Source organism: Planctomicrobium stercoris, assembly GCF_051465655.1.
Classification (GTDB): domain Bacteria; phylum Planctomycetota; class Planctomycetia; order Planctomycetales; family Planctomycetaceae; genus Planctomicrobium.
Window position 1 is genome coordinate 3,554,278 of record NZ_CP195791.1, and the last position, 20,578, is coordinate 3,574,855.

General features: G+C 54.3%; 21 protein-coding genes. 8 read left to right on the forward strand and 13 right to left on the reverse strand.

The features are described 5' to 3' along the window. Nucleotides 1–131 precede the first annotated feature (131 nt). The 7 genes from SH661x_RS14495 to SH661x_RS14525 all read right to left on the reverse strand — a co-directional run bounded on the left by SH661x_RS14495 (nucleotide 132) and on the right by SH661x_RS14525 (nucleotide 3,381). Nucleotides 132–314: a hypothetical protein gene (locus tag SH661x_RS14495; RefSeq protein ID WP_437222692.1), complete on the reverse strand. Its 183-nt coding sequence runs from the start codon at nucleotides 312–314 to the stop codon at nucleotides 132–134. Nucleotides 315–410: 96 nt separating this feature from the next. After that, the gene (locus SH661x_RS14500; protein ID WP_437222695.1) at nucleotides 411–629 is read right to left on the reverse strand and encodes a MoaD/ThiS family protein; all 219 of its coding nucleotides are present in this window, start codon (nucleotides 627–629) and stop codon (nucleotides 411–413) included. Nucleotides 630–777: 148 nt separating this feature from the next. Continuing rightward, nucleotides 778–1,071, reverse strand: coding sequence for a hypothetical protein (locus tag SH661x_RS14505; protein ID WP_437222698.1), 294 nt, complete (start codon nucleotides 1,069–1,071; stop codon nucleotides 778–780). Nucleotides 1,072–1,146: 75 nt separating this feature from the next. Continuing rightward, nucleotides 1,147–1,410, reverse strand: coding sequence for a hypothetical protein (locus SH661x_RS14510; protein WP_437222699.1), 264 nt, complete (start codon nucleotides 1,408–1,410; stop codon nucleotides 1,147–1,149). Continuing rightward, nucleotides 1,361–1,582 (reverse strand): hypothetical protein, encoded by a 222-nt coding sequence (locus SH661x_RS14515; protein ID WP_437222702.1) that lies wholly within the window; start codon nucleotides 1,580–1,582, stop codon nucleotides 1,361–1,363. The genes SH661x_RS14510 and SH661x_RS14515 overlap by 50 nt, the downstream gene beginning before the upstream one ends. A gap of 108 nt (nucleotides 1,583–1,690) precedes the next feature. Next, on the reverse strand, nucleotides 1,691–2,164 hold the full coding sequence (locus SH661x_RS14520) for a hypothetical protein (protein WP_437222705.1): 474 nt from the start codon (nucleotides 2,162–2,164) through the stop codon (nucleotides 1,691–1,693). After that, the gene (locus SH661x_RS14525; RefSeq protein WP_437222708.1) at nucleotides 2,164–3,381 is read right to left on the reverse strand and encodes a hypothetical protein; all 1,218 of its coding nucleotides are present in this window, start codon (nucleotides 3,379–3,381) and stop codon (nucleotides 2,164–2,166) included. The genes SH661x_RS14520 and SH661x_RS14525 overlap by 1 nt, the downstream gene beginning before the upstream one ends. A gap of 143 nt (nucleotides 3,382–3,524) precedes the next feature. On the opposite strand from SH661x_RS14525, the gene SH661x_RS14530 reads away from it, so the two are divergent. Further along, nucleotides 3,525–3,746, forward strand: coding sequence for a helix-turn-helix domain-containing protein (locus SH661x_RS14530; RefSeq protein ID WP_437222711.1), 222 nt, complete (start codon nucleotides 3,525–3,527; stop codon nucleotides 3,744–3,746). Nucleotides 3,747–3,753: 7 nt separating this feature from the next. On the opposite strand, the gene SH661x_RS14535 is transcribed toward SH661x_RS14530, so the two are convergent. After that, nucleotides 3,754–4,065, reverse strand: a complete 312-nt coding sequence (locus tag SH661x_RS14535; protein ID WP_437222714.1) for a hypothetical protein — start codon at nucleotides 4,063–4,065, stop codon at nucleotides 3,754–3,756. A 354-nt stretch (nucleotides 4,066–4,419) separates the two neighbouring features. Between SH661x_RS14535 and SH661x_RS14540 the strand changes: the two genes are divergently transcribed. The 3 genes from SH661x_RS14540 to SH661x_RS14550 all read left to right on the forward strand — a co-directional run bounded on the left by SH661x_RS14540 (nucleotide 4,420) and on the right by SH661x_RS14550 (nucleotide 5,511). After that, the gene (locus SH661x_RS14540; RefSeq protein WP_437222716.1) at nucleotides 4,420–4,674 is read left to right on the forward strand and encodes a hypothetical protein; all 255 of its coding nucleotides are present in this window, start codon (nucleotides 4,420–4,422) and stop codon (nucleotides 4,672–4,674) included. Between the two features lie 78 nt (nucleotides 4,675–4,752). Next, complete coding sequence (locus SH661x_RS14545; protein ID WP_437231207.1) at nucleotides 4,753–5,115, forward strand: winged helix-turn-helix domain-containing protein; 363 nt, start codon at nucleotides 4,753–4,755, stop codon at nucleotides 5,113–5,115. Between the two features lie 120 nt (nucleotides 5,116–5,235). Next, nucleotides 5,236–5,511 (forward strand): transposase, encoded by a 276-nt coding sequence (locus tag SH661x_RS14550; protein WP_437231208.1) that lies wholly within the window; start codon nucleotides 5,236–5,238, stop codon nucleotides 5,509–5,511. 330 nt (nucleotides 5,512–5,841) lie between these two features. Here SH661x_RS14550 and SH661x_RS14555 read toward each other — a convergent pair whose 3' ends face one another. From SH661x_RS14555 to SH661x_RS14570, 4 genes are all read right to left on the reverse strand, one after another. Then, nucleotides 5,842–7,395 (reverse strand): alpha-L-fucosidase, encoded by a 1,554-nt coding sequence (locus tag SH661x_RS14555; RefSeq protein ID WP_437222719.1) that lies wholly within the window; start codon nucleotides 7,393–7,395, stop codon nucleotides 5,842–5,844. Nucleotides 7,396–7,844: 449 nt separating this feature from the next. Further along, a complete protein-coding gene (locus SH661x_RS14560) occupies nucleotides 7,845–10,487 on the reverse strand; it encodes a hypothetical protein (protein WP_437222721.1) in 2,643 nt (880 codons plus the stop codon). 317 nt (nucleotides 10,488–10,804) lie between these two features. Then, complete coding sequence (locus SH661x_RS14565; protein WP_437222723.1) at nucleotides 10,805–11,866, reverse strand: DUF1559 family PulG-like putative transporter; 1,062 nt, start codon at nucleotides 11,864–11,866, stop codon at nucleotides 10,805–10,807. A 77-nt stretch (nucleotides 11,867–11,943) separates the two neighbouring features. Continuing rightward, nucleotides 11,944–13,029, reverse strand: a complete 1,086-nt coding sequence (locus SH661x_RS14570) for a Gfo/Idh/MocA family protein (RefSeq protein ID WP_437222725.1) — start codon at nucleotides 13,027–13,029, stop codon at nucleotides 11,944–11,946. Between the two features lie 421 nt (nucleotides 13,030–13,450). On the opposite strand from SH661x_RS14570, the gene SH661x_RS14575 reads away from it, so the two are divergent. From SH661x_RS14575 to SH661x_RS14590, 4 genes are all read left to right on the forward strand, one after another. Continuing rightward, nucleotides 13,451–14,566 carry an ROK family protein gene (locus SH661x_RS14575; protein WP_437222727.1) on the forward strand — a complete coding sequence of 372 codons (1,116 nt, stop codon included), beginning with the start codon at nucleotides 13,451–13,453 and terminating at the stop codon, nucleotides 14,564–14,566. 266 nt (nucleotides 14,567–14,832) lie between these two features. After that, nucleotides 14,833–15,801: an aldo/keto reductase gene (locus SH661x_RS14580; protein ID WP_437231209.1), complete on the forward strand. Its 969-nt coding sequence runs from the start codon at nucleotides 14,833–14,835 to the stop codon at nucleotides 15,799–15,801. Nucleotides 15,802–15,890: 89 nt separating this feature from the next. Next, complete coding sequence (locus tag SH661x_RS14585; RefSeq protein WP_437222729.1) at nucleotides 15,891–16,952, forward strand: TauD/TfdA family dioxygenase; 1,062 nt, start codon at nucleotides 15,891–15,893, stop codon at nucleotides 16,950–16,952. A gap of 148 nt (nucleotides 16,953–17,100) precedes the next feature. Continuing rightward, nucleotides 17,101–18,426, forward strand: coding sequence for an MFS transporter (locus SH661x_RS14590; protein WP_437222730.1), 1,326 nt, complete (start codon nucleotides 17,101–17,103; stop codon nucleotides 18,424–18,426). Nucleotides 18,427–19,330: 904 nt separating this feature from the next. Here SH661x_RS14590 and SH661x_RS14595 read toward each other — a convergent pair. Then, nucleotides 19,331–20,569 carry an ISL3 family transposase gene (locus SH661x_RS14595; RefSeq protein WP_437222029.1) on the reverse strand — a complete coding sequence of 413 codons (1,239 nt, stop codon included), beginning with the start codon at nucleotides 20,567–20,569 and terminating at the stop codon, nucleotides 19,331–19,333. Between the last annotated feature and the right edge of the window lie 9 nt (nucleotides 20,570–20,578).

Here is a 20,578-nt window from a genome sequence, read left to right on the forward strand (position 1 = left end):
GGGCCTTTAGGGGTTAGGAGTTAGGGGTTAGGAGTTAGGGGTTAGGAGTTAGGGGTTAGGGGAGAAAATGGGACAGAGGCCGGATTGGCTGACCTCTGGCCTCCGCCCCCTGATCCCTCCCACGCGGCCGCTCAGCGAAAGTGGCGGGGGAACTGCGGGCCCGGGCGGATGTCACCATCGTGGATGAAGATCGCGATCAGGATCGCGGCCGAGATCAGGAACACGTCCCAGGAACCGGTGACGATTCCCAGACCGCCCGCAAGGAGCAATGTTCCCAGCAGAGACAGACAATTGAGCCGTAGGCGGGCTCTCATGGAGGACTCCTTGAGGTCAGGGGGCAGGAACGACAAAGGGACAGCGGCCAGATTTGCTGGCCTCTGTCCCCTGTCCCCTCCCCTCTGCCCGCAGGGCTACGCTCCTTCGATCTTGGTCGGTGTGATCGAGACGCGGTCGCAAGGCTGCAGCGTGTAGTCCGCACTGGTCGGCTGGCGATTGACGCGGATCAGGTAGTCCTGCGGTCGGCCTTGCTTGATGCGATCGGTAAACAGCATGTGGACGGTCGTCCCTTCGGCAATCTCAATGTGGTCGGCAAAGCCGCTGCCGTCGTTGTTGATGTAGAGGATTCTCATGGGGGCTTTCGGTTTGGGTAGTGGGTAGTGGGCAGTGGGTAGTGGGTAGTGGGTAGTGGGCAGGAGTTAGGATTTAGGAATTAGGAAAGACGCATCTGTGGCTTTTCCCTATCTGCTATCTCCTAATTCCTATCCCCTAACTCCTAATTCAATATTCTTCCGGCAACAGGACGGTCGTCGCTGAGCGGTCCGCTTCGGTGATGATCCACAGCTTCGTTCCATCGGCGGCGTGGTAGACTGAGAGCAGGCGATCGCCATCAAGCAGCGCCTGCTCGTTGGCTGCGGCATCCTCGGGATCGCAGTCTCCCCAGTCGCCGGACAGGTGCCTCTTCAGGGCCGTACGGACATCGTTCTCGGAAAGCTGCTCACGAGCAGTGACGGTGATGACCGTCTGCCCGGATCGAAACTTGGTTTGAGGCGACGTGGCAGTGATCTCCTTCATAAAGGTTCGATAGGGTTGGAATGCGGCATCACAAACAGGCAGCCGGACACGCGTCCGGCTGCAACAACTCATCGCTCAGCGCGGACCGCGGGAATCATCACTTGGGTTTGAACAAAGAGCCTGCACAAAGCTCAGCAGAGACCAGGCCAGGAGCGGCCAGGCGATGAGGACCCAGGCATCGACCAGAACAGCCAGGGCCAGGCAGATCACCATCCAGAACCCCAGGTAGCGATACAGAAACCGTTCCGCACGGTCTCGCCGGTTCTGATCAGCACGCCGGTTCCGCAGCTCAGGCAGTCCTTGGCAGAGACCGGCGAGTCTGCTGCACGACCGGGACATTGCGTCGCAGGTCGAGGTCATCCCAGTCCACCATTTGCGGAGTGAGAATGTCCGGTTCCGGGTCGAACCGCGTTTCGCTCAGGTCGACCACCGAGAACCCCCGGCGGCGGATCTCGCGCAGTTCTTCTCCCGTGGCCTGTGCCACAGCGGTATTCAAATCACATTGGGTCATCGTCTGTTCCTTCCAAGACAAAGAAAAACGACCACCCCCACGCGGAGCGGTCGTGTCCAAAACACCACCGCCCCGCGAGATGCGAGGCTCACTTTTTAAAGCATCAGATCAGTGAGCCACTTCTGCAGGCGGAACCTGGTTTGATTTCCAGGTCTCGCCCAGCCAGGCATCCCCATGGAAATACGTCTGAAAGGACTTCCCCGCCAGACAGAACGTGACCGGGATCTCCTGCTCGGGATCGAATCGCTTCAACGGAAACCGTGCCATGAGGGCATTTTCCTGGTTCGGTTCCCAGACCTCAAAGCTATGTTTGAATTGATCTTCACCTGAGGGATCTGCAATGAGATCCCCTTTGGCAGTGATCAACACGATCCCGTTCTTGAGGTTGCCGACGTACTGGTGCGAAATGACAATCACCAGTGTGGGCTGACCAAAGAGCGATTGCTCGACGATGCCTGAAATGTCGGGCACCACACGGGGCCGCTGACTGTCCTGCCACTCCCTGTACAACCGGGACGTGAACATCCCCAGTCCCAGGATGACGATCAGGGCGATAACGATGTCAGTGAGGCGCTCGAACATTATGGGTTCTCCCCTTCCACAGCACCGCCATCAAGGTCAGCGATCACCTGGCCATTGTTGGCGACGACATGCAGCCCGATCCGCTCTTCATCCTGCAGCCGCACCAGCACATGGTTCCCGTCCGGAGACAGAAACAGATGCGGTACGGTCAAGTTGATGCCGATCGATCCGGACCGCAGCTGGCGGCGACGTCCGCTCCGTGTGTCCACCAATTCGATCTCTACCGGAAACCCCTCCTCGCCAAAGGCTCCGCGGGCATGGACCGCGTAGGGACCGGAGCGAAAACGGACAACCTGCAGGGTCTTCCAGGGGGCATCCTCGGCATCCGCCGCATCGATTTCCGCAAACTCGGATTGCAGGTCATCCGGCAGCGGATCAAACCGGACTTCCTTCCTGTCCGGGTCAAAACAAACCATCCCTTTCCGGGTGGGACAGAGCAGCTTCCGGCCCTGCCAGGTTCCCTGCGGCAGGGGATACGTCAATGCTAAACGCTCCGTTTCGCTGATTCGACGAGTTCCCCACGCTCCGATGGCCGCCTGGACCGCGGAGGTCATCTGCAATGGCTGTTCCCAGCCGTCCCAGCTCGTATAGAAGAATCGGGGGCCTTCGGGAGCCAGCTTCATGGCCAGATAGCCGGAACCATCGGGACACAGCGGAGAGACATGCAGCGCCTGGGCCAGCACCAAAGCGGGAGGAGCCGTCGTGAGCTCGGTGAGGGTCTCCTCGGCGAGATCATAAACGACGAAATGTCCTACGAAAGCTGCGGAGTTCTTGTCCGGAGTGGATGGGGGAGTCCCCGCATAGCCGATCAGGATCCTCTTTCCCGAGGGACACCAGTAACAGCAGGAGGGGCCGATCTGGCGAGGATTATCGTTGTCTCCCCAGACATCCAGCAACCGTGTCACGGTCTTCTGCTCCAGCAGAGAATACAGGTTCAGGGCAGCCGCATGAGATTTGGATCCTGAAGCGCCTTCGGGAATTGCCAGTTGCAACCCATGCGGGCTCAGGCCGACGTTCTGGGGACGGACAGAACTGGCGGGAAGGAGTGTGCGTGTCGTTTGCTGCCGCAGGTCGTACTGCAGCACCGCTCCATCCGTGCGGGCGTAGAAGAAGCTCTGCGAATCGTAGGACCAGACGGGTTCAGGAGCCGGTCCGCAGCCGGAGGCCAGAAACACTGCGGCCACCAGGAGTAAGCATGTGAGTGAGATTCTGATCATCAAGGCCCTTTCAGAGTGGTGAGGGATCCGGAATCGAACGCTGATTCCAGAAGTTGTTCGAATGCCAAAATACTCAAAGTCATCATTGCAATGATACTCATCGTCCGTGGAGTTGTCCTGCCCGTCGGCGGTTCAATGTCGGCATGGCCAAGAAACCGGACATTCTGGAGCGATTCGGAGAGCGCGTGCGGACGCTGCGGAGTGAGCAGGGATATTCGCAGGAAGGGTTTGCGGCTGCCTGCGGGCTGGACCGCACGTACATCGGCGGGATCGAGCGGGGAGAACGGAACCTGGCCCTGCGAAATATTGATGTGATCGCCCAGACCCTGGGAATCTCGCTGGCCGAACTACTGCGAGGGCTGTGAGTCGAGCTCACGCGGCCGACGGAAAAAAGAGCACGCTGACTACGCACTGGCCCGGCTCCATCGCACTCAGTTCAGCCTCATCCAGAGAACTGAAGAGTTCTGGATGAAGCAAGAGACCCGGTGCTCGGTCGCAGCAGGCGTACATCAGTTCGCAGTGGCTCACAAGATCCCGCAGTTCTCGTGTCTCATCGACTGCCAGTGGAGGATCGAGCAGCTCATCAAAATAAGGCTCGGAAACGTTCGCCCCATGCGGGCTCATCTCCTCATCAAAGAACATCAGCGCTGCACGAATGACAGCCAGATGCCGTGACGTCAGCAAAGAAACCTCCTTGGCCCCGCAGGGCGGTTCGGGAATGGGGGAAGAGACGGGGTGATTCCACCGTCAGCAGCGACGATGAAGCCGTCAGCTCGGAAGAACGCCATGCCGGCAGAGTTACACCAGAGGAATCATCTTATATGCCACGTTTTCGGGCTGAATTTAGCTGTCGAACGAAGCACTGAAATTCTATTGAAGGCATCAGTCCAAAAACATAGCGCCTATCGGTGGTTCGGAATTCAGCGAAATAGCTCCACATCATTTCCGGAGAGGAAATTTCAACTGGAGTAGGAACAAAAACAGGCTTGGTCTACGGTTTGGGAAGTTCTCACACAACCCTTTCCGAGGAGCCAAGCCATGGATGGCAGTATCCACCTCACAGCTCAGGAACGTAAGATGCTTTTGCAGACCTATCGCTCGGGAGCCGACCTTTCCGTCGCTCGACGAGCGCATAATGTCTTGTTGCTAGCTCATGGCCTGACCTGGCAGCAGATCAAAGCTGTGCTCTTCTGCAGCTTCGACCTGATTTCCACCACGCTGAAATTGTTCACTCAAAAAAGAGTCGCTGCGGTTCTGGAACAACCCGCTTCGCAGCGTCCCGTTGCGGCGTAATGATGACGGGTCTGCGGTGGGTGTCGCAGTACTCCCCGGGATTTTGGATATTCCCGTTACCGCTAGTTCCGCGAGACGCTGACCCACCTGCTGGCGTTTGACACCGGACTGCGTCTGAGCGGAGAATCGATCCGCCGGGGACTGCATCGGTTGGGGCTGGTCTGGCGTCGCCCTCGACCTGTCGCGGGGCCCGTTGATCCCGAACACACCCAGAAATTCCAGCGAATACAGCAATTGCTGGAGAATCTTCCTCACAGCGAAGTGGCTGTCTTCGAGGACGAAGTCGACCTGAATCTGAACCCCAAGATCAGCAGCGTGTGGATGAAGAAAGGTGGGCAAGCCGAAGTGGTCACGCCAGGAAACAACCGGAAGCGCCATGTGGCAGCCTCGCTGGTCTGGGGCACCGGGACGCTGCTGGTGAGTCGTCCCCACTGGCGGTGAAGCACGGTTCACTTTCTGGCCCGTCTGGACAACCTGCGTCTCCGGCTCAGGGGCCGCCGGAAGATTCATGTCATCTGCGACAACGCCAAATTTCACGACGCGAAGGCAGTGCAGGAATAGCTGGCACGCTGGAGACATCGGATTGAAATCCACTTCCTGTCCAAGTACGCCCCGCAAACGAATCCCATTGAACGAGTCTGGTGGCACCTGCACGAAACGATCACGAGAAACCACAAATGCCAGACACTGGAGGAACTGATTGATCAGGCGCATGAATGGTTCGAAGTGCACAACAACTACTATCTGGACATGCGACACTCATTCGCCAAGCCGCTTAACAACCACTCCGGTCAGGTGGGGGCCTGTTTAGATGTCAGCCGAAGTAGGATGTCATAAACACGAAACGATCAGACAGGCCACGCAGCTTGCGACAGCAGCGAGAAACCAGGGGCTCTTGATGTTCAAGGTGTTCGGCCTCTGAAATCTGAGAGGCCGGAAGGATGGAATGGTGTCATTCTTGCACTTTGGGGCGTCTGTCTGCAGCTCTGGACCTGCCTGATCACGTTGATCTTGCTCTGTCGCCTCCAAAGCCGTCCACGATGGCTCCCACAGCTACAAACACTTCCGCCACCGAAATCTCAACGCCACCATCAGTCGCTGGATGAAATTAGCTTAATTTCAATAGAGTGCTGTACTGGCGATGAGATCCGGGGCTGCAATTCCGGATTATTTCGCCAGTTTCAAGCGAACGGTGCCATTCACTTCCTTGTCTCGCGGAGTAAGTTTTAACCGGGTCGGCGTCTCTTTGGTCACCTGCTCCATTCGATAAAGCAGGTACTCGGAATCTTCCTGGCTGTTTTTCCGCACCCGGTCCTTGGCGAGGCGGTCTCGAATGATCAACTCGACGTTTTCCATTTCAACGAAATTTCCCTCAGCGTCAGTGATTGTCATACGAAACTCGCCAGGCTTTCTGATGTGCTTGGAAATATCAAAGATGCCCTGATTTTGTTCGAGCAGATCGGGTGTCCAGGTAATCACCTCGACCCAATCATGTTCGATGGGGTTGTCCGACTCCTGGATGTCGATCAACTCATCTTCAATCCCCTCGACGGCATATGCTGCGATCCGGGTCAGGATTGGCTCGCCTGCAGATTTGGTCACGCGTAAACGCAATGCGGCGACTTTCTGAGACGGGAAGCGATCGATTCTTTGATATCCCACCGATAATCCGTTCGGGACCAGTGTCACCCATTCATTTCCCTGCATCCCCTCCACAACGTATTCTCGAATTCGTTGCCCTTCACGAATATCTTCTGCGAGAATGATGTGATTGATCGAGGCTGCCTGTGGAAGTCTCAAAATGAATTCTATTCCGCTTCCCCCTGTTGACTCGGCGACGGAATGCCCGAAACGCCGTTGGACTTCAGCAGCGAATTCCTTGTAGCGGGTCACGTGGGAATCCGGGATCAGTCCAGACGTGTCTGGAGTTGAATTCAGCAGCAATGGGCATCCCCTGCCGACGGAGGTGTAATAGGTTTCGATGAGTCGGGGAACACTCTTCATCATCGAATCGGTGTTCGGTGCCCAGAACCATTTATGGTCCAGAAGCGTGGTATTGATTTCGAACGGCAGCCAGACCTCTCCATTCGGATCGCTGTGTGCTGCGGTGGCGATGCCTGACTGGGCGTCGGACTTTCTCACGGTTTGCCATGTCGGGTCGGGGGCGATTCCATTCTCGTTCCCGGACCAGCGAATCGTTGCATGCGGTCCCTGGAACTGCATGGCTGTCGGGGCATATTTTTCGACAATATCCTGCACTGGAATAATCAGGCTGCCATCAAACCAGACTTCGACCATCGGGCCGTATTTGGACAGTACTTCGACCATTTGTTGTCGATAGACTTCATTGTACTTCGACTGATCATCCGGATTGGCTGTTCTTCCCCCGGGACCTGCTCGCCACTGGTCATCGATGGGAGAGACATAAATCGCCATCTTCAAACCGTGAGCCCTGGCGGATTCTACCAGTTCCGCAAGAACATCTCCCTGGCCTCCTTTGTAGGCACTCTCTTTGATGCCATAGGTCGAGGTCTCCGTCTGCCACCAACAGAAGCCGCCAGTGTGCTTGGCGACAAACAGCAACTGGCTTGCTCCCCAACTCTTCGCGACTTCGCACCATTGATTCGTGTCCAGCTTTTCCGGATTGATGGCAGATGCCGGAAGTGAATGATCGTCATATTCGTTCCCCTGCCAGGTGCAAGGGTCCAGGCAAATGAACATTGAGTTACGCGACAGCCATTCCACTTGCTGTGGAGTAGGTTGCGCACAATGCAACTGCTCGTGCTCATCGCCTGCGAGTATCGTTTGGACTTGCAGGACCAGAACGATCATGAATAGCAAGATCCAGAGCGGATGAACTGCACGTCGAGTTCCCAAATTCATCACGTTAAACTTCTCCTGACATGTTATGGCCTCATCACCTGGGGAAAGCCCCCAAGTTCAATGGGGCTGCTACTGGTTGCAGCCCTCGCTCGGCGAGTAGATTGAGGAGCTGGAATGCCTCGAGTTGACTGCATGGCATCGGACAATCGCTGGCGTGAGCACGCGCCTGCGGCTTCCTACCCTTTGACGCATCTTTGAATGCGCACCCTGATCCGCTGAGGCCGACAGCGCTGTCGGCGGGAATGACTTCTCCCATGCGAAGCTACGAAGATTCGGACTTCTTTTCTTTACCGCGACAGCCGAAGAACTTTGGTTTGCATCTTTCCAAGATGCAAACGCAGCCGATTTCCCTGTATGGTAAGGGGCGCGGTTTCGTTATAGAGACCTTCTGCCCGGGTTCGTACCCCAATTCGAGGATTCTCGAGCTTCAGCTCAACTGTGCCTTCGTTCAACGTGGGATTGTGCACCGCGATGTAGATCTCCTCATCCGTCTTTTGTCCGTAACGTTCAATTTGAATTTCCTGAAATTCTGAACGGATTCCCGTCACGGGTTGCCATGTCGCCTGGTAAAGTTTATCGAGTACCGGAATCATGGGCTTGAGTACATCTACAGGAACGTCTCGACCGGGATAAATCCCCCAGAAAAGGTGGTAATCCAGAATGGCCTGTGAAGGGGGATCATAGGGAAGAAATGTGATCGGGCGCCGAGGACCAGCGATCACCCGAAAGTATTGAGGTTCGATGACCTGCGTATTTTCGAGCCCAAAGACATCCAGTTCCGGGGCAGTGAACGTCATCGGACCAAAGCAATTTGCCATGATAATCATATTCCGTGGAGCGAAGTGCCGTCGAACTTCTTTCAGCCATTCGACAGCTCCGAATCCCTTGGGAGCCATGGGAAGTTTTGTCACGGGATCGAATGCCACTGGCGACTGCATATAAGCAAAGTTTTCGCGACGAAAATCGTTAGGAACTTCCAGAAAACTGTCGAGGCAGAAACCATCGATGGGACTCCAGCCCAATTTGGAGATGGCGTCATCAAAATACTGGAAGTAGTCATGAATGATCATCGATCCGCGACCATCGGGGATTGCCGGCGCGAGGTTTGCTGGTGACATCACTCCGAAACCGGAATCTCCAATCCAGCCAGGACGATAGCCCAGTCCTAAGACTGGTTCGCCATTCCTGTCATACATGACGCTGGCGTTCTGACTGCTTAACAACTTCGAAAGATATTCCTTGGAATCTCTTAATTGAAGATGGCGATTGCTGGTTGCCGCTTTGGAATAATGTAACGGGAGAAAGGCTGCCCATTCCTGCTGGTCTCCAGAGGAAAGCTTTTCCAGCCGCTTCTGGGCGTCGGGTGTTGCGGGGGCAGGCAGGTCCCCCATGCTGAATTGCAGAAAATCTGGCTCTATGTAAATCAGGTTCTTCACACCGTTCCGGGCGTTCCATTCCCAAGTCTCCTGATCATTTTCGGCAGCGGTCCATTCAAATCGCAGTCCGCTGGCGATCAGATCCTCCGGGGAATTCTGAGCTTTGCGACGTGCTCCATCCACTTCCCACCCGCCGCCGTGCCCCACCCGATCAAGAAAGTTTTCAGGATGAAGCTCATACAGGCTGGCGACTCCGCTACGAATGCCCCAGGCGGGTTCCACTGCAATTATCTCCAAGTGGAATTCACCTGCGGCGAGGTTTCGTCCATCGAAACCCTTTTCAGGGATCAGTCCAAAATCGAAGGCAGCATACATCAGCCGCTCACGCGGATTGACCGCCAGGCGAAATTGCACCGGGCGCTGCTGGTCAATCAACAGTCCGATTCCTTTTTTTCGTTGAGCGTCAGATAACACCGCCAGAGGAAATGTGGCGTTCTGGACTTCGTAAGTCGGAACTTTCTTCATTTCCTCAAACGGTTGGACTGAGTTGTTCAGGTCGAGAAACCAATTCCAGGTCGAACTCGGAGAAATCGGGAGTGCCACATAAACTGTAATGGCACGGTCTGATGCCTGAGTTGACTCGACAATTCCATCGACAAGTATCCGATTCTTTTCCGCCCGATAGGTTGCATTAAATTTGATATCAAGCGAGGGAACCTCTCCGATCTGCTGAATTCCATTAACCGTTTTTTCGAGGACTCCTCCGACCATCACCGGTGGCTGAGTGGTCTTGGCGTCACGGAGCAGGATCCCTGAAATCTGTGTACGGCCGTCCCCTACCGATTGTCCGAATGTTGTGATCTTCTGAATCCCGCCATTTGAGGACAGCGTGAGCTTTAGACCGTCCTCGGTCTCCAATGAATAGGCAGCGTCCTTTGCTCCTCCCGTCAACGCTCGCGGTTCAAAGACCGCGCCATCGAAAAGAGTTTTATTTGGGTCTTCGCCTTCCAGACGCAAATTCTTGAACGTCATCTTGTAGGTATGCGGATAGTTGTGCGGCATATCATACAAATAGATATCAATGCTGGAGACTTCAGATCGCATCCAGCCCGTCATGTCGATGGTCACCTTCTGCCACTTTCCCTCACTCAAGTCGACGTTGATGCACTGTTGTTTAGCCGGTTTGCCTTCGATACTTTCGTGTCGGCATTTACGGTCATACAGGCAGAAGGCTATATATTTGCCCCCTTCGCGAATCCCTGGCGCAGTGCTCTCCAGAAGCACGTCACAGGAAATGCGGTTATACAAACGCCAGTCCTGTGGTTCGGGCGATCCCCAGTTCAGACTGGGAAATCCTTCTGCCCCGCCTCCCACATTCACCTCAGCCTGAAGCGGATTTTGGGAAAGAATTTGAACTGTGGTTTTTCCGCCTGAACTGGAGTTCCATTGATTCGAATTGCCGGTCAAGGGCAATTCAATTGCCGTGGCGATGGAAGCCACTTGCACAAACATGGCTGTCAGAAAACAGGTCTTCAAAAGTTGAGATCGCGTCATTGTCGGTACTGAATCGAGGACGTTGGCGGTGTGATAAGGTAGGCAGGCACGACCTGATTTCAATAACAGATCGCATCTCAAAGGCAGGAATCGTTCAGGGGAGGCAACGCGACTGAGCGCGTTGCTCTTTGCCTGTAGATTCACAAATTCTCATCAGGATTTCGGAAAAGCAATCGTTGGTTCTGATAGGAGACCAAGTGGAATATGTCAGTGGGCAACGTTCCGCGGGCCCATGTTGGCAACGGTCTATTCTCACACGCAGAGCAAGATCTCATGCGAGAGATTCGGATCCTCTGAATCGAATAAGCAGTGGGGTGCTAAAACTCTTGGGCGACCTCTGCTCCATCCTTGGAGCCCAATGCTCCCCAGACCCCGTATGGACTTTGCCCGCTCGTTACCGGGTTCGCGTTTTGCGTTCCAGCGTCGATGCTGTTGCTGATGAAATGTACCGATCCATCTGCCATCAAAACATGGGCACCGCCGACATGGTGACTGGATGCTGCCAGCCAGCCACCTTGGTCAGGGTCATACCAGACACATTGCGATTTATTGGGAGGGGCGCCCGTACTGAAGGAGGTCATCAACGTTCCCCCATCACTCCAGAATAAACCCGCATACTCCTCGGTTCCATAATTTGATGGATACGATGTTCCTGGAAACCAGTTCGTACATTGTCCCGGGGAACTTTGGTCACTGGTCACCAGGCCGGAATTAATATCTTTGGCTTGCATGCTGACGCCCCGCTCTCCCATGGCAATGGTATTGCTCAGTCCGTCCGTAACATCCCTGAACCGAACGCTAGACTGGAAGCCGAACAACCCTCGAACCCTGCGCGAGTTTCCTAATCTTGTATCACCAGCGCAGTAAGCATAGTTCGTGTAACCGACGGGAGTCAGATTATATGGGCGAGGGGAACTCGGACAGGCCAGCGTGCTGATCTGAACTTGATAGACCCCGCCGTTCCAAGGCTCATCCGGCGCCGCTTGAATCTTTTGGAACAGCGGTGCCTGATCATAGAATGGAAGCAGAAAGACATGTGCACTTTGTCGGGCGTATGGAAAGACAGCTCCGGCTGATGCATAGTTAGGATCTTCCGGAGGACGCGTTGAGGTAATGGCACCCGGTCCCCCCTGGCGCGGCGGAAGAACGGAATGCGTTTCGTGGTAGTTATGCAGCGCCAGCCCTAACTGCTTCAGATGATTCTTGCACTGCGATCGCCGTGCTGCCTCGCGGGCCTGCTGCACCGCTGGCAACAACAACGCTACCAAGACCGCAATGATCGCGATGACGACGAGCAGTTCAATCAATGTGAACCCACGACGCATTGAACTAGAGAGTAGAGGGACGCTTAATGCCGTTTGAAGACGAAGTCTGAACATGAATTTCTCCCGATTTTTTCAAATTCGAACCTGAAAGCAACAACTGTCAAAATAGGAATTTCTCACTCCAACAATTCTCAATAATTCTTCAGGAATGCGTGACCTTTAGATAGGTCACAATGGAGACACGGCTGCTTGAATTCCACGACTCGACCGCTGTCGATTGACTCCTGAGCCGCCAGGCACATGGCCACTGACCAGCGTCCCTCTTCGGCTGTACACAATTGAATGGGTTCCCCCTGAATCAACCGCGTGAATCCTGACAACTGATCTTCCAGCTCGAATATTTCCCCCGTGGTCTTGGGGATGGAAATGTCTTCCACGGCGTTGCCGTTGAACACTCGCAAGGCATAGGTCGGCTGGCGCGTTCGGTCCGACGCGCCGCTCCATGAGGCCCAGATCGCCCCTTGAGTACCCGTAACCTTCACGGTTTGATGATGTTCAAATGCGCTCAGCGTCTGGGAGATCACGGCATAGGCTCCAGAAGCAGTATGCATGATCGCGCTGAAGTTGTCCTGCAGTTCAGGATGGCCGATTTGCTTCGAGTTTGCGGTTGCATAAATCGAGACGGGATCGCCTGTCGATTCGAGATACCAGCGGGCCAGATCAAAAAAGTGAATCGGCTCTTCCAGAACCCAACTTCCGACGCGATTGAGATCGTACCTCCACTCCTCAGCACCCCTGCGGTAGGAATTTCGCGATAATTCGACCAAGACATACAAGGGGGATCCCATGAAGCCACTGGAAATCAGCTCCTTGACCCGCCCCCACAAAGACGAAATCCGCAACTCATGCCCCACCACAAGATGCCGTTCATTCTCTCGGGAAAGTAAAATGAGATCATCACATTCTTTGAGCGAGAGCCCCATCGGCTTTTCCAGCAGGACATGCAGCCCTCGCTTCAAGGCTTCCTTTGCCACCGGGTGGTGGAGATGGCTGGGAAGAACAATGCTGACGGCGTCAAGATCCTTTCGCTCCAGCAACTGATAATAGCCTCGATGAACGGCAGCTTGTGGATGATCGATCGCAGCTGCTTCTGTCGATCTCGCCGAACTCGCAGCAATCGCAACCAGCTGCGCATCAGGGGCCTTGCAGATTGCCTCAGCATGGCGCTTCCCCCAAGCCCCGTAGCCGATCAAGCCGTAACGAACAGGTCGCCTCATTGAAGGTGGTCCCTGAATCCCGCTTTCATTCCTAATCCTTCCGACGAGAACTCAACTGGGCATGGCCCCTCAATTTGCATGAACCGGCGCGATATATAGCCTACCCTGTCGGCCACGGAGCCAGGAAAGTCAACGACGCTCTCTCTGAATATTGTATTGGCGAACAATACAACTCAGCTTGGAAATACAAATGTGACTTCAATGTCGCCCGGAGGCCATATGCAATGCCCAAAAGAGCAACTTACAAAAGAACGGAGCCATCAATATCGTCCACGCTGCCGAAATCGCCTTTTCATTAAGAGTCGCTTGACAAATTTTCAAAGGAAAATAATAAGTACTCTTTCTGAGAATTGACTGCAAGGGGATGTTTGAAAAAATCATGAAAATTGGCGAAGAAGCAGTACGAACGCTCGAGTCCCAAATGGTGCGTCACCTTCGAAATACCCATGGGGTATCGCGGGTGGAACTTGCCCGGCGAATGGATCTTTCGCCTTCGACGGTGGGACGTTACGTTGACCGGCTGATTGAGAGTGGCTTCCTCCAGGAAGGGAGCAAGCTGGCCCAGGCGGCCGGACGTCCGCCTACGGTATTAGGACTGAATCCCGCCGCTGGATGCTTTGTCGGGATCGATATTGAACGACGTCAGTTCTGGATCACGGCTGTCGATTTCGCGCAACAGCCATTGAATTCAAAGCGAATTCGAATTCAGCCCACAGAGTCAGCTGAAGATGTGTTTGCGAAAGCAGAACGGGTCATCGCCTCCATCGTCGGTTCTCACGGACCATTGCAGGGTATCGCCATGGGCGTTCCTGGAGTGTTCGATATGAAAACGGGAACCACGTTGCATTATGAACACATCAGGGGATGGCAGAAGCTGCCATTGAAACAGCGATTTGAAAAGCGGTTCGGCGTCCCTGTCTCGTTGGAAAACAATATCCGCGTCATGGCCCTGGCCGAAGAACTTTTTGGCCAGGGCCGCGACGTCAACGATTTCATCTGCCTGGGCATTCGCAGCGGGATCGCTGCCGGGATTGTGATTGATCGGCGACTGCACACGGGGCCGGATCATCTTGCAGGTGAGATTGGAAATTGGCCCTGCGACCAGGGATTGCCGCTTGAGCAACTGGCATCTCTGAGTGCCATTCTGAAAATCCTCGAAGAAGCGATTCAAGCCGGAGAAAGAACATCCCTGTCGCTCCGAGATGGATCACTGAGGGTCCAGGACGTTCTCGCTGCTGCTCGCGAGGCGGACCCTCTGGTTCTGGATGTTCTCTGGAATGCCGGAAAGGTCGTCGGCGGCGTTTTGGCGCAGATGAGCTTTGTGTTGAACCCGGAACGCATCATTATTTCCGGTCCCTTGGCAGAACTGAAGAGCCAGTTCATTCGATCGATTCAGGAAACAATGGAAACAATGGTACGCCCCCCGCATGGATCGATGCCGAACGTGGTTGGCTCGACTCTGGGAGAATACGCCGGTGCATTAGGGGGAGCAGCATTGGCCGTTGGGCAATGGTCTCCTCTTTTAATAAATAACTAGGGAATGCGGACATTCACATGAAGTTCGATCATTAGAAATCTGAAACACGAATCTCGAAATCCGAGCAAATCCGAATGTTTCAAGTTCGAAGAACTCAGATGGCCTGACTGTTTGTCATTGAAATTTGTTTTATCTCGAATTTGGTGCTTCGAATTTCGGCTTTCATGGGAGGGCGAACTCGGTCCATTCCCTGTTAGCGGGTGAAAAGCAGTTTTGTAAATTCCATTCGTTGCACTCAGAATTCATTTAAATTGTCGCTACCTCCATTGATATTGAATACCGGCCGTCGACTTCCCTCCATTGGGCTGGGCCTGTGGAAAATTCCTCGAGAGGAAACTGCGGATCTCGTTGTTCAGGCCGCGAAATTGGGGTATCGGCATTTCGATTCCGCCAGTGATTATGGCAATGAAGCTGAAGTAGGAATCGGGCTTCAGCGCATCTTCAAAACGGGAATCTGCAAGCGAGAAGAACTCTGGATCACTTCCAAGCTCTGGAACACGTACCACCGTCCTGAACATGTCCTGCCAGCTGTCAAAAGGACGCTGCAAGATTTGAAACTGGATGAACTCGATTTATACATGATGCATTTCCCCATCGCGTTGCAGTTCGTGCCGATCGAGCAGCGTTATCCGGCCGGCTGGCTTTTTGATCCTGACAGTCTTACCCCTTCCATGTTACCGGACCAGGTTCCTCTCAGCGAAACTTGGGAAGCGATGGAGGAGCTCGTCACAGCAGGGCTGGTGCGGGACCTCGGAGTCTGTAATTTCGGCGTTGCCCTGTTACGGGATCTTTTGGCACATGCAGTCATTCCTCCCGCTGTCCTGCAGGTGGAACTCCACCCGTATCTCACTCAGGAAAAGCTTCTGAGATTCTGCAAAGAATCGAACATCGTGACGACCGCATTCTCTCCGTTAGGTGCACAATCTTATTTCTCACTTGGCATGGCGGATACAGAAGAATCCGTTCTGAACAACCCGGTCGTTCGCCAGATTGCGGTCCATCTACAACGCACTCCTGCGCAAGTCGTTTTGCGCTGGGGATTGCAACGTGGGACAGCCATCGTTCCCAAGACAACCCACCCTGAACGGTTGATTGAAAACAGAAACCTATTCGATTTCGAATTGAGCGAAGCAGATATGCAGGACATTGCCGGTCTGAACTGCTTCCGCAGGTTTAATGATCCCGGAGATTTCTGCGAGACGGCGTTTCGGACCTTCTTCCCCATTTACGAGTAAACGGATCCTCCCTGCTAAATGCGATTGCTCCCCCATAGGCACAACTCCACATTTTTCAGAAAATTCCATCCGCAATTCAGGATGTCCCGATGATCGACGCCGTTACCGTGATTCCCTTTCACGTTCCTGGTCAACAGTCCTACGGAAACTCTGTTTTCCCTTATGGTGTGCGCTGTATGTCCACAACATTGACCCGGAGTGACACTGAGCTGTGGATCGCAGGACAACGGAAAGAACTTTTGAGATCCGCTACGCAACACGGTGCGATCTTGTTTCGTGATTTTCCTTTGAAGACGGCAGAAGACTTTGATGCCTTCGTCACTTCATTAGGAATTTCGAATTTCCCTTATCGTCAGTCGCTTTCCAATGCTGTTCGCAAAAACCGCACAGAACGAGTCTTCACGGCGAACGAAGCTCCTCCCGAAGTTACGATCCTCTTTCACCACGAAATGGCTCAGACGCCGATCTATCCGGAATGGATCTTGTTCTTCTGCGAACTGGCCGCACAGGAAGGGGGAGCCACGCCAATTTGCCGGTCTGATATTCTTTATGACCGCCTCAAAGAACTCTCCCCCCAATTTGTCACCGACTGCGAACGAAAGGGGTTGAAGTATTCCAATGTGATGCCGGAAGACGATGACCTTCAGTCGGGAATGGGACGCAGTTGGAAAGGAACGTTGGGAGTTGAGACACGCATACAGGCCGAACGGCGCCTGCAGGAACTGAACTATTCATGGCAATGGCTGGACGATGGAAGTCTGCGTGTCACGACACCGGCTTTACCTGCCGTCAAAGAAATCCAGCCGGGACGAAAGTCGTTTTTTAATCAGTTGATTGCAGCCTTCTTAGGTTGGAAGGACTCTCGAAATACCATCTCTGAATCGCTTCGGCATGGTGATGGAACGCAATTGGATCGTGACGCGGTTCTGCAGACAGTGGCGCTGGCGGAGGAATTGGCCTTTGATCTGCACTGGCAGGCGGGCGACGTCGTGCTGATTGATAACACTGTCGTCATGCATGCACGTCGAACGTTTAAGGGGCCGCGTCAGATCATGGCCTCTCTGGCGGAAATGCGTCATCACGCGCTGATTTTTCCAGATAGAGGAGAGGGGTTCACTCACGGGGGCTCGGCATGTCAGGTCTCGCGATGAAAAGATGCGGAAACGTTGACTTCAGCACGTTCTTCCAATGCGTGGATCAGAAAGATCAAGGCACTCGGAAGTTTCAACTATGAAGATTTCCCTTGTCACCATGATCTGTTGAGTGAGAGTGTTCCGAATGCCGGGCGGAAACGATCCTGTGAAGACATCAGTCAGTGAACTCCCTGATTTTTCGGACTCTGCTGAAATTTCTCTCGACAACGGGCCCTGGTATCAGGGCGTGACGTGGTATCAATGGCTGGTCTTGGCAATCGCTTGCGCCGGATGGATCTTTGATGTCTATGAAGGTCAGATCTTCAATATTACCCGCAATCAGCTGCTTTCCGAACTGCTGCCTCAAGACGTACATGCCGGTCAGATCCGTCAGTATGGAGATTTGTTTCTAGGAATCTTTCTGCTGGGCGGCACGATCGGTGGAATCGGTTTTGGCTCCCTGGCCGATCGCTTCGGCCGCCGTCCAACAATGGCGCTGACGATTCTCATCTATTCCATCTTTTCCGGCCTGACTTATTTCGCCGAAACCCTCTGGCAATTGGCCTTATTACGATTTTTGGTCGCAGTGGGGGTGGGGGGAGAATGGGCAATCGCAGCAAGTCTGGTCGCCGAAGTGTTCCCAGCCAAAGCCAGAGCCCAGGCTTCAGGTCTCTTCCATGCATCCAGTGTCCTGGGCACCTGGTTGGCTGCGATTGTCGGGATGCTGGTAGCAAGCCAGTGGCGCAACGCCTACTTAATCGGAGTTCTCCCTGCGATGCTGATTCTCTGGGTCAGAACCAGCCTCCGTGAACCGGAACGATGGGCTGTGCAGCAACAATTGGTGGGCCGTCCCTCGATGGGGCGATTTCGCGATCTCAGGGATGTGCCCCTGTGGAGAAATCGGGCTGTACTGGGGATGTTGCTGGCTGCTGTCGGACTGGGAACATTCTGGGCCGTGGGCGTCGAAGGACAAAACCTTGCGGAGGAACTGCTGGTACGCCAGGGAGTGGATAAGCGGGATGCCGTCCATTCTGGTCAGTTCGCCTATGGAATTGTGCAGACAGCAGGTGGCGGCATCGGATTGCTGACATTCGGCCCCCTCTGCGCCCGCTGGGGGCGTCGTCCTACCTTTATCCTATATCACTTGTTTGCCTTTCTGATTGTTCCCGTCACCTGTTTCGTACCCCAGAATTATTCGCAGTTACTAATATTGCTACCCATCTTCGGCTTTCTGACTGTGGGGATGCATGCCGGCTATGCGATTTACTTCCCGGAATTGTTTCCGACCCACATCCGGGCAACTGGAACGAGCCTCTGTTTCAACGGAGGACGAGTGTTGGCAATAGCGGTCCTGATTTTTTCAGGATGGGTAAAAGGATTGCAGGGTGTCGATCTGCGCTGGGCTGTGACGGCACTTTCTCCGATATTTCTGCTCGGAATTCTAATCGTCTGGAAAATGCCGGAGACTCGCAATCAACAGCTTCCCGATTAACATAAAATTCTAAGCTTTTCTCAAATGTACTCTTTGCGGAGCCTGACCAGCGGCTCATCAACCTGTCGTGAAAACGTTCACCTGTGGCGCCCGCGCCGCACGACAAACACTTCCAGTCACGCTGTTTGAAGTTGGCGACATGCACTGAAACTCGATCACGAACACCGTTGTGATAGAGGTGAGCATCGGCGCGATGTCCGATTGAAATATTGGACCAAAAACCCCTTTCGACAAAGAAGTTTCAATGAGAATTCGGCGCTGAAAACTGAGGCAGTCAAAATCCCGATGACCCATTGCATCGATTCAAAGATGCGTCGACTAAGCAGATTTTCTGCATCTGGAACCAAACTCCAGGCTCAGGATCGCCTGCCAATCTGCAGTGGTTAACAGTCGATGGGAACTCGGCAATGTCAGGCAGCTTTAAATAAAAATCCTTCACCAGCCCACCGGCAAGCGACTTCACCGGTGCTTTGCAATTGATGTGTTCGACAAAAAGTCATTAACAACAGAGAGGTTTCGACGCGAAGTCGGTGCAGAAAACGGAGCGAGTCGGACTTCAGTAGACCCTCTGCGGGGCGACTTACTCAAATTACTCAGATTCCGCTTCACCGAAGGAGCGGTTATCTCGTGTACGCTGCCAGCACTCACTGAAACCCGGGACGAAAGGGACCGCGTGATCAATTCCAAGAAGGAGCATGGTATGATTCTCCTTTGAATTACGGGACATTACTCTCCCAAACCGGAAAATCTCGCCCCGTTTCGCCATGACACTTTCTTCGAAGGCAATGGCCCTTTTTCAGGGATTAGAACTCGCCGAGAACTTCGTCTCCTGAGCGGGTGCCCAAGGCCCGCCAGGTGCCAAGGTCAATATTGCTCGAAATACTGCGGAGGTTCTTCCCACAATTTAATGGCTTGCTGATTCTGGGAGCAGCTTGAGTTTGCCGCAGAAGAACAGGATTCTTGTTCGGTAGTTGGCGAAGTTCCTGAATCCTCGGGCGGCGGATTTCAGGGACTGAATGATGCTGTTGAACCCTTCCGCTGCGGCGTTGCTGATCTGGTGGCGGAACCAGCTCAGGATGTTGTCGATCCGCTTTTTGATCATCTTCGCCACACGCTTGATCGGCTTGAGTCGGCAACGGATGGCCCAGCTGAACCAGGTCTGGAAGAACTCGTCCGCTTCCTCCGCACTCCGGCAGTCCCAGAACCAGCGGAACTGTTCTCGAATGGCCCACGCCCGAGCCGTCTTCAGCTGAGCACCTTTGATCTGCTCGAACTCCGCTCGCTTCTGCTCACTGAGGTTCTCCAGGTTGTAAAGCCACAACGAGCGTGTCCCCTTGAGCGTCTCGTCCTGCTCTTTCATCAGAGACTTGTGCTCGGCTCGCCGGACCTGATCGACAGCCTCGTTCAGATGCTTGGCGATGTGGAACCGGTCATGCACGACTTCTGCATCAGGAGCATGAGCATCCACGCTGTTCTGATACGCCTGCCACATGTCCATCGCCACCGCTTCGATCTGTTCCTTCTGCTCCCAGGAGAAGGTGTTCCACAGCGTGTCGGCTGCGGTTTCGTCACGTCCGGGGGAGACTTCCAGGACTCGGCTGCCATCGATGTCGGTCATGATAGACACGTAGTCCTGCCCCTTCAGAAAACTCTTCTCATCCAGGCCGACATGCCTGATGTCTGTCAGGTCTCGAGTGATCAATCCCCGTTCGACCGCTCGGTCCATAATCCGTTGCACGCTCATCCAGCTCAGCCGCAGATGAAGCCGGGCCTTCTCGATGCTGCTGGCCACCTGCAGCAGACGAACGGCAAAGGCTTCGAACACCAATGTGAACCGTCCGTGCGGCTCGGCCCAGGGGACTTCAATCGTCTTCACTCCGCAGTCGGGACACTCGGTGCGAGGGATGCGAGCGGTGAGAAGGGTCTCGAACTGCATGGTGTCCAGATGCCGCCAGGACCGCTGCGGAGCATGATCCTTCAGCGGCCGCACCGCCGAACATTCCGGACAACAGACTGCTGCTCCCGGCACATGCTCAATCTGAATCTGAACCCGCTTCTCCTCCAGCGAGAGATCGACATCCACCACCCGCCAGGACCGGTCCAGCCCCAGCAACAACCCGTAATGCTCAGAAAGTGTGTTCATGAACAACAG

Coding starts and splice junctions, on each gene's coding strand:
- SH661x_RS14520 (WP_437222705.1), bottom strand. CDS start 2,164: ATGTTCGAGCGCCTCACTGACATCGTTATCGCCCTGATCGTCATCCTG.
- SH661x_RS14575 (WP_437222727.1), top strand. CDS start 13,451: ATGGTGCGTCACCTTCGAAATACCCATGGGGTATCGCGGGTGGAACTT.
- SH661x_RS14505 (WP_437222698.1), bottom strand. CDS start 1,071: ATGAAGGAGATCACTGCCACGTCGCCTCAAACCAAGTTTCGATCCGGG.
- SH661x_RS14560 (WP_437222721.1), bottom strand. CDS start 10,487: ATGACGCGATCTCAACTTTTGAAGACCTGTTTTCTGACAGCCATGTTT.
- SH661x_RS14540 (WP_437222716.1), top strand. CDS start 4,420: ATGGATGGCAGTATCCACCTCACAGCTCAGGAACGTAAGATGCTTTTG.
- SH661x_RS14510 (WP_437222699.1), bottom strand. CDS start 1,410: ATGTCCCGGTCGTGCAGCAGACTCGCCGGTCTCTGCCAAGGACTGCCT.
- SH661x_RS14565 (WP_437222723.1), bottom strand. CDS start 11,866: ATGTTCAGACTTCGTCTTCAAACGGCATTAAGCGTCCCTCTACTCTCT.
- SH661x_RS14530 (WP_437222711.1), top strand. CDS start 3,525: ATGGCCAAGAAACCGGACATTCTGGAGCGATTCGGAGAGCGCGTGCGG.
- SH661x_RS14570 (WP_437222725.1), bottom strand. CDS start 13,029: ATGAGGCGACCTGTTCGTTACGGCTTGATCGGCTACGGGGCTTGGGGG.
- SH661x_RS14555 (WP_437222719.1), bottom strand. CDS start 7,395: ATGTTCATTTGCCTGGACCCTTGCACCTGGCAGGGGAACGAATATGAC.
- SH661x_RS14500 (WP_437222695.1), bottom strand. CDS start 629: ATGAGAATCCTCTACATCAACAACGACGGCAGCGGCTTTGCCGACCAC.
- SH661x_RS14585 (WP_437222729.1), top strand. CDS start 15,891: ATGATCGACGCCGTTACCGTGATTCCCTTTCACGTTCCTGGTCAACAG.
- SH661x_RS14515 (WP_437222702.1), bottom strand. CDS start 1,582: ATGACCCAATGTGATTTGAATACCGCTGTGGCACAGGCCACGGGAGAA.
- SH661x_RS14495 (WP_437222692.1), bottom strand. CDS start 314: ATGAGAGCCCGCCTACGGCTCAATTGTCTGTCTCTGCTGGGAACATTG.
- SH661x_RS14525 (WP_437222708.1), bottom strand. CDS start 3,381: ATGATCAGAATCTCACTCACATGCTTACTCCTGGTGGCCGCAGTGTTT.
- SH661x_RS14595 (WP_437222029.1), bottom strand. CDS start 20,569: ATGAACACACTTTCTGAGCATTACGGGTTGTTGCTGGGGCTGGACCGG.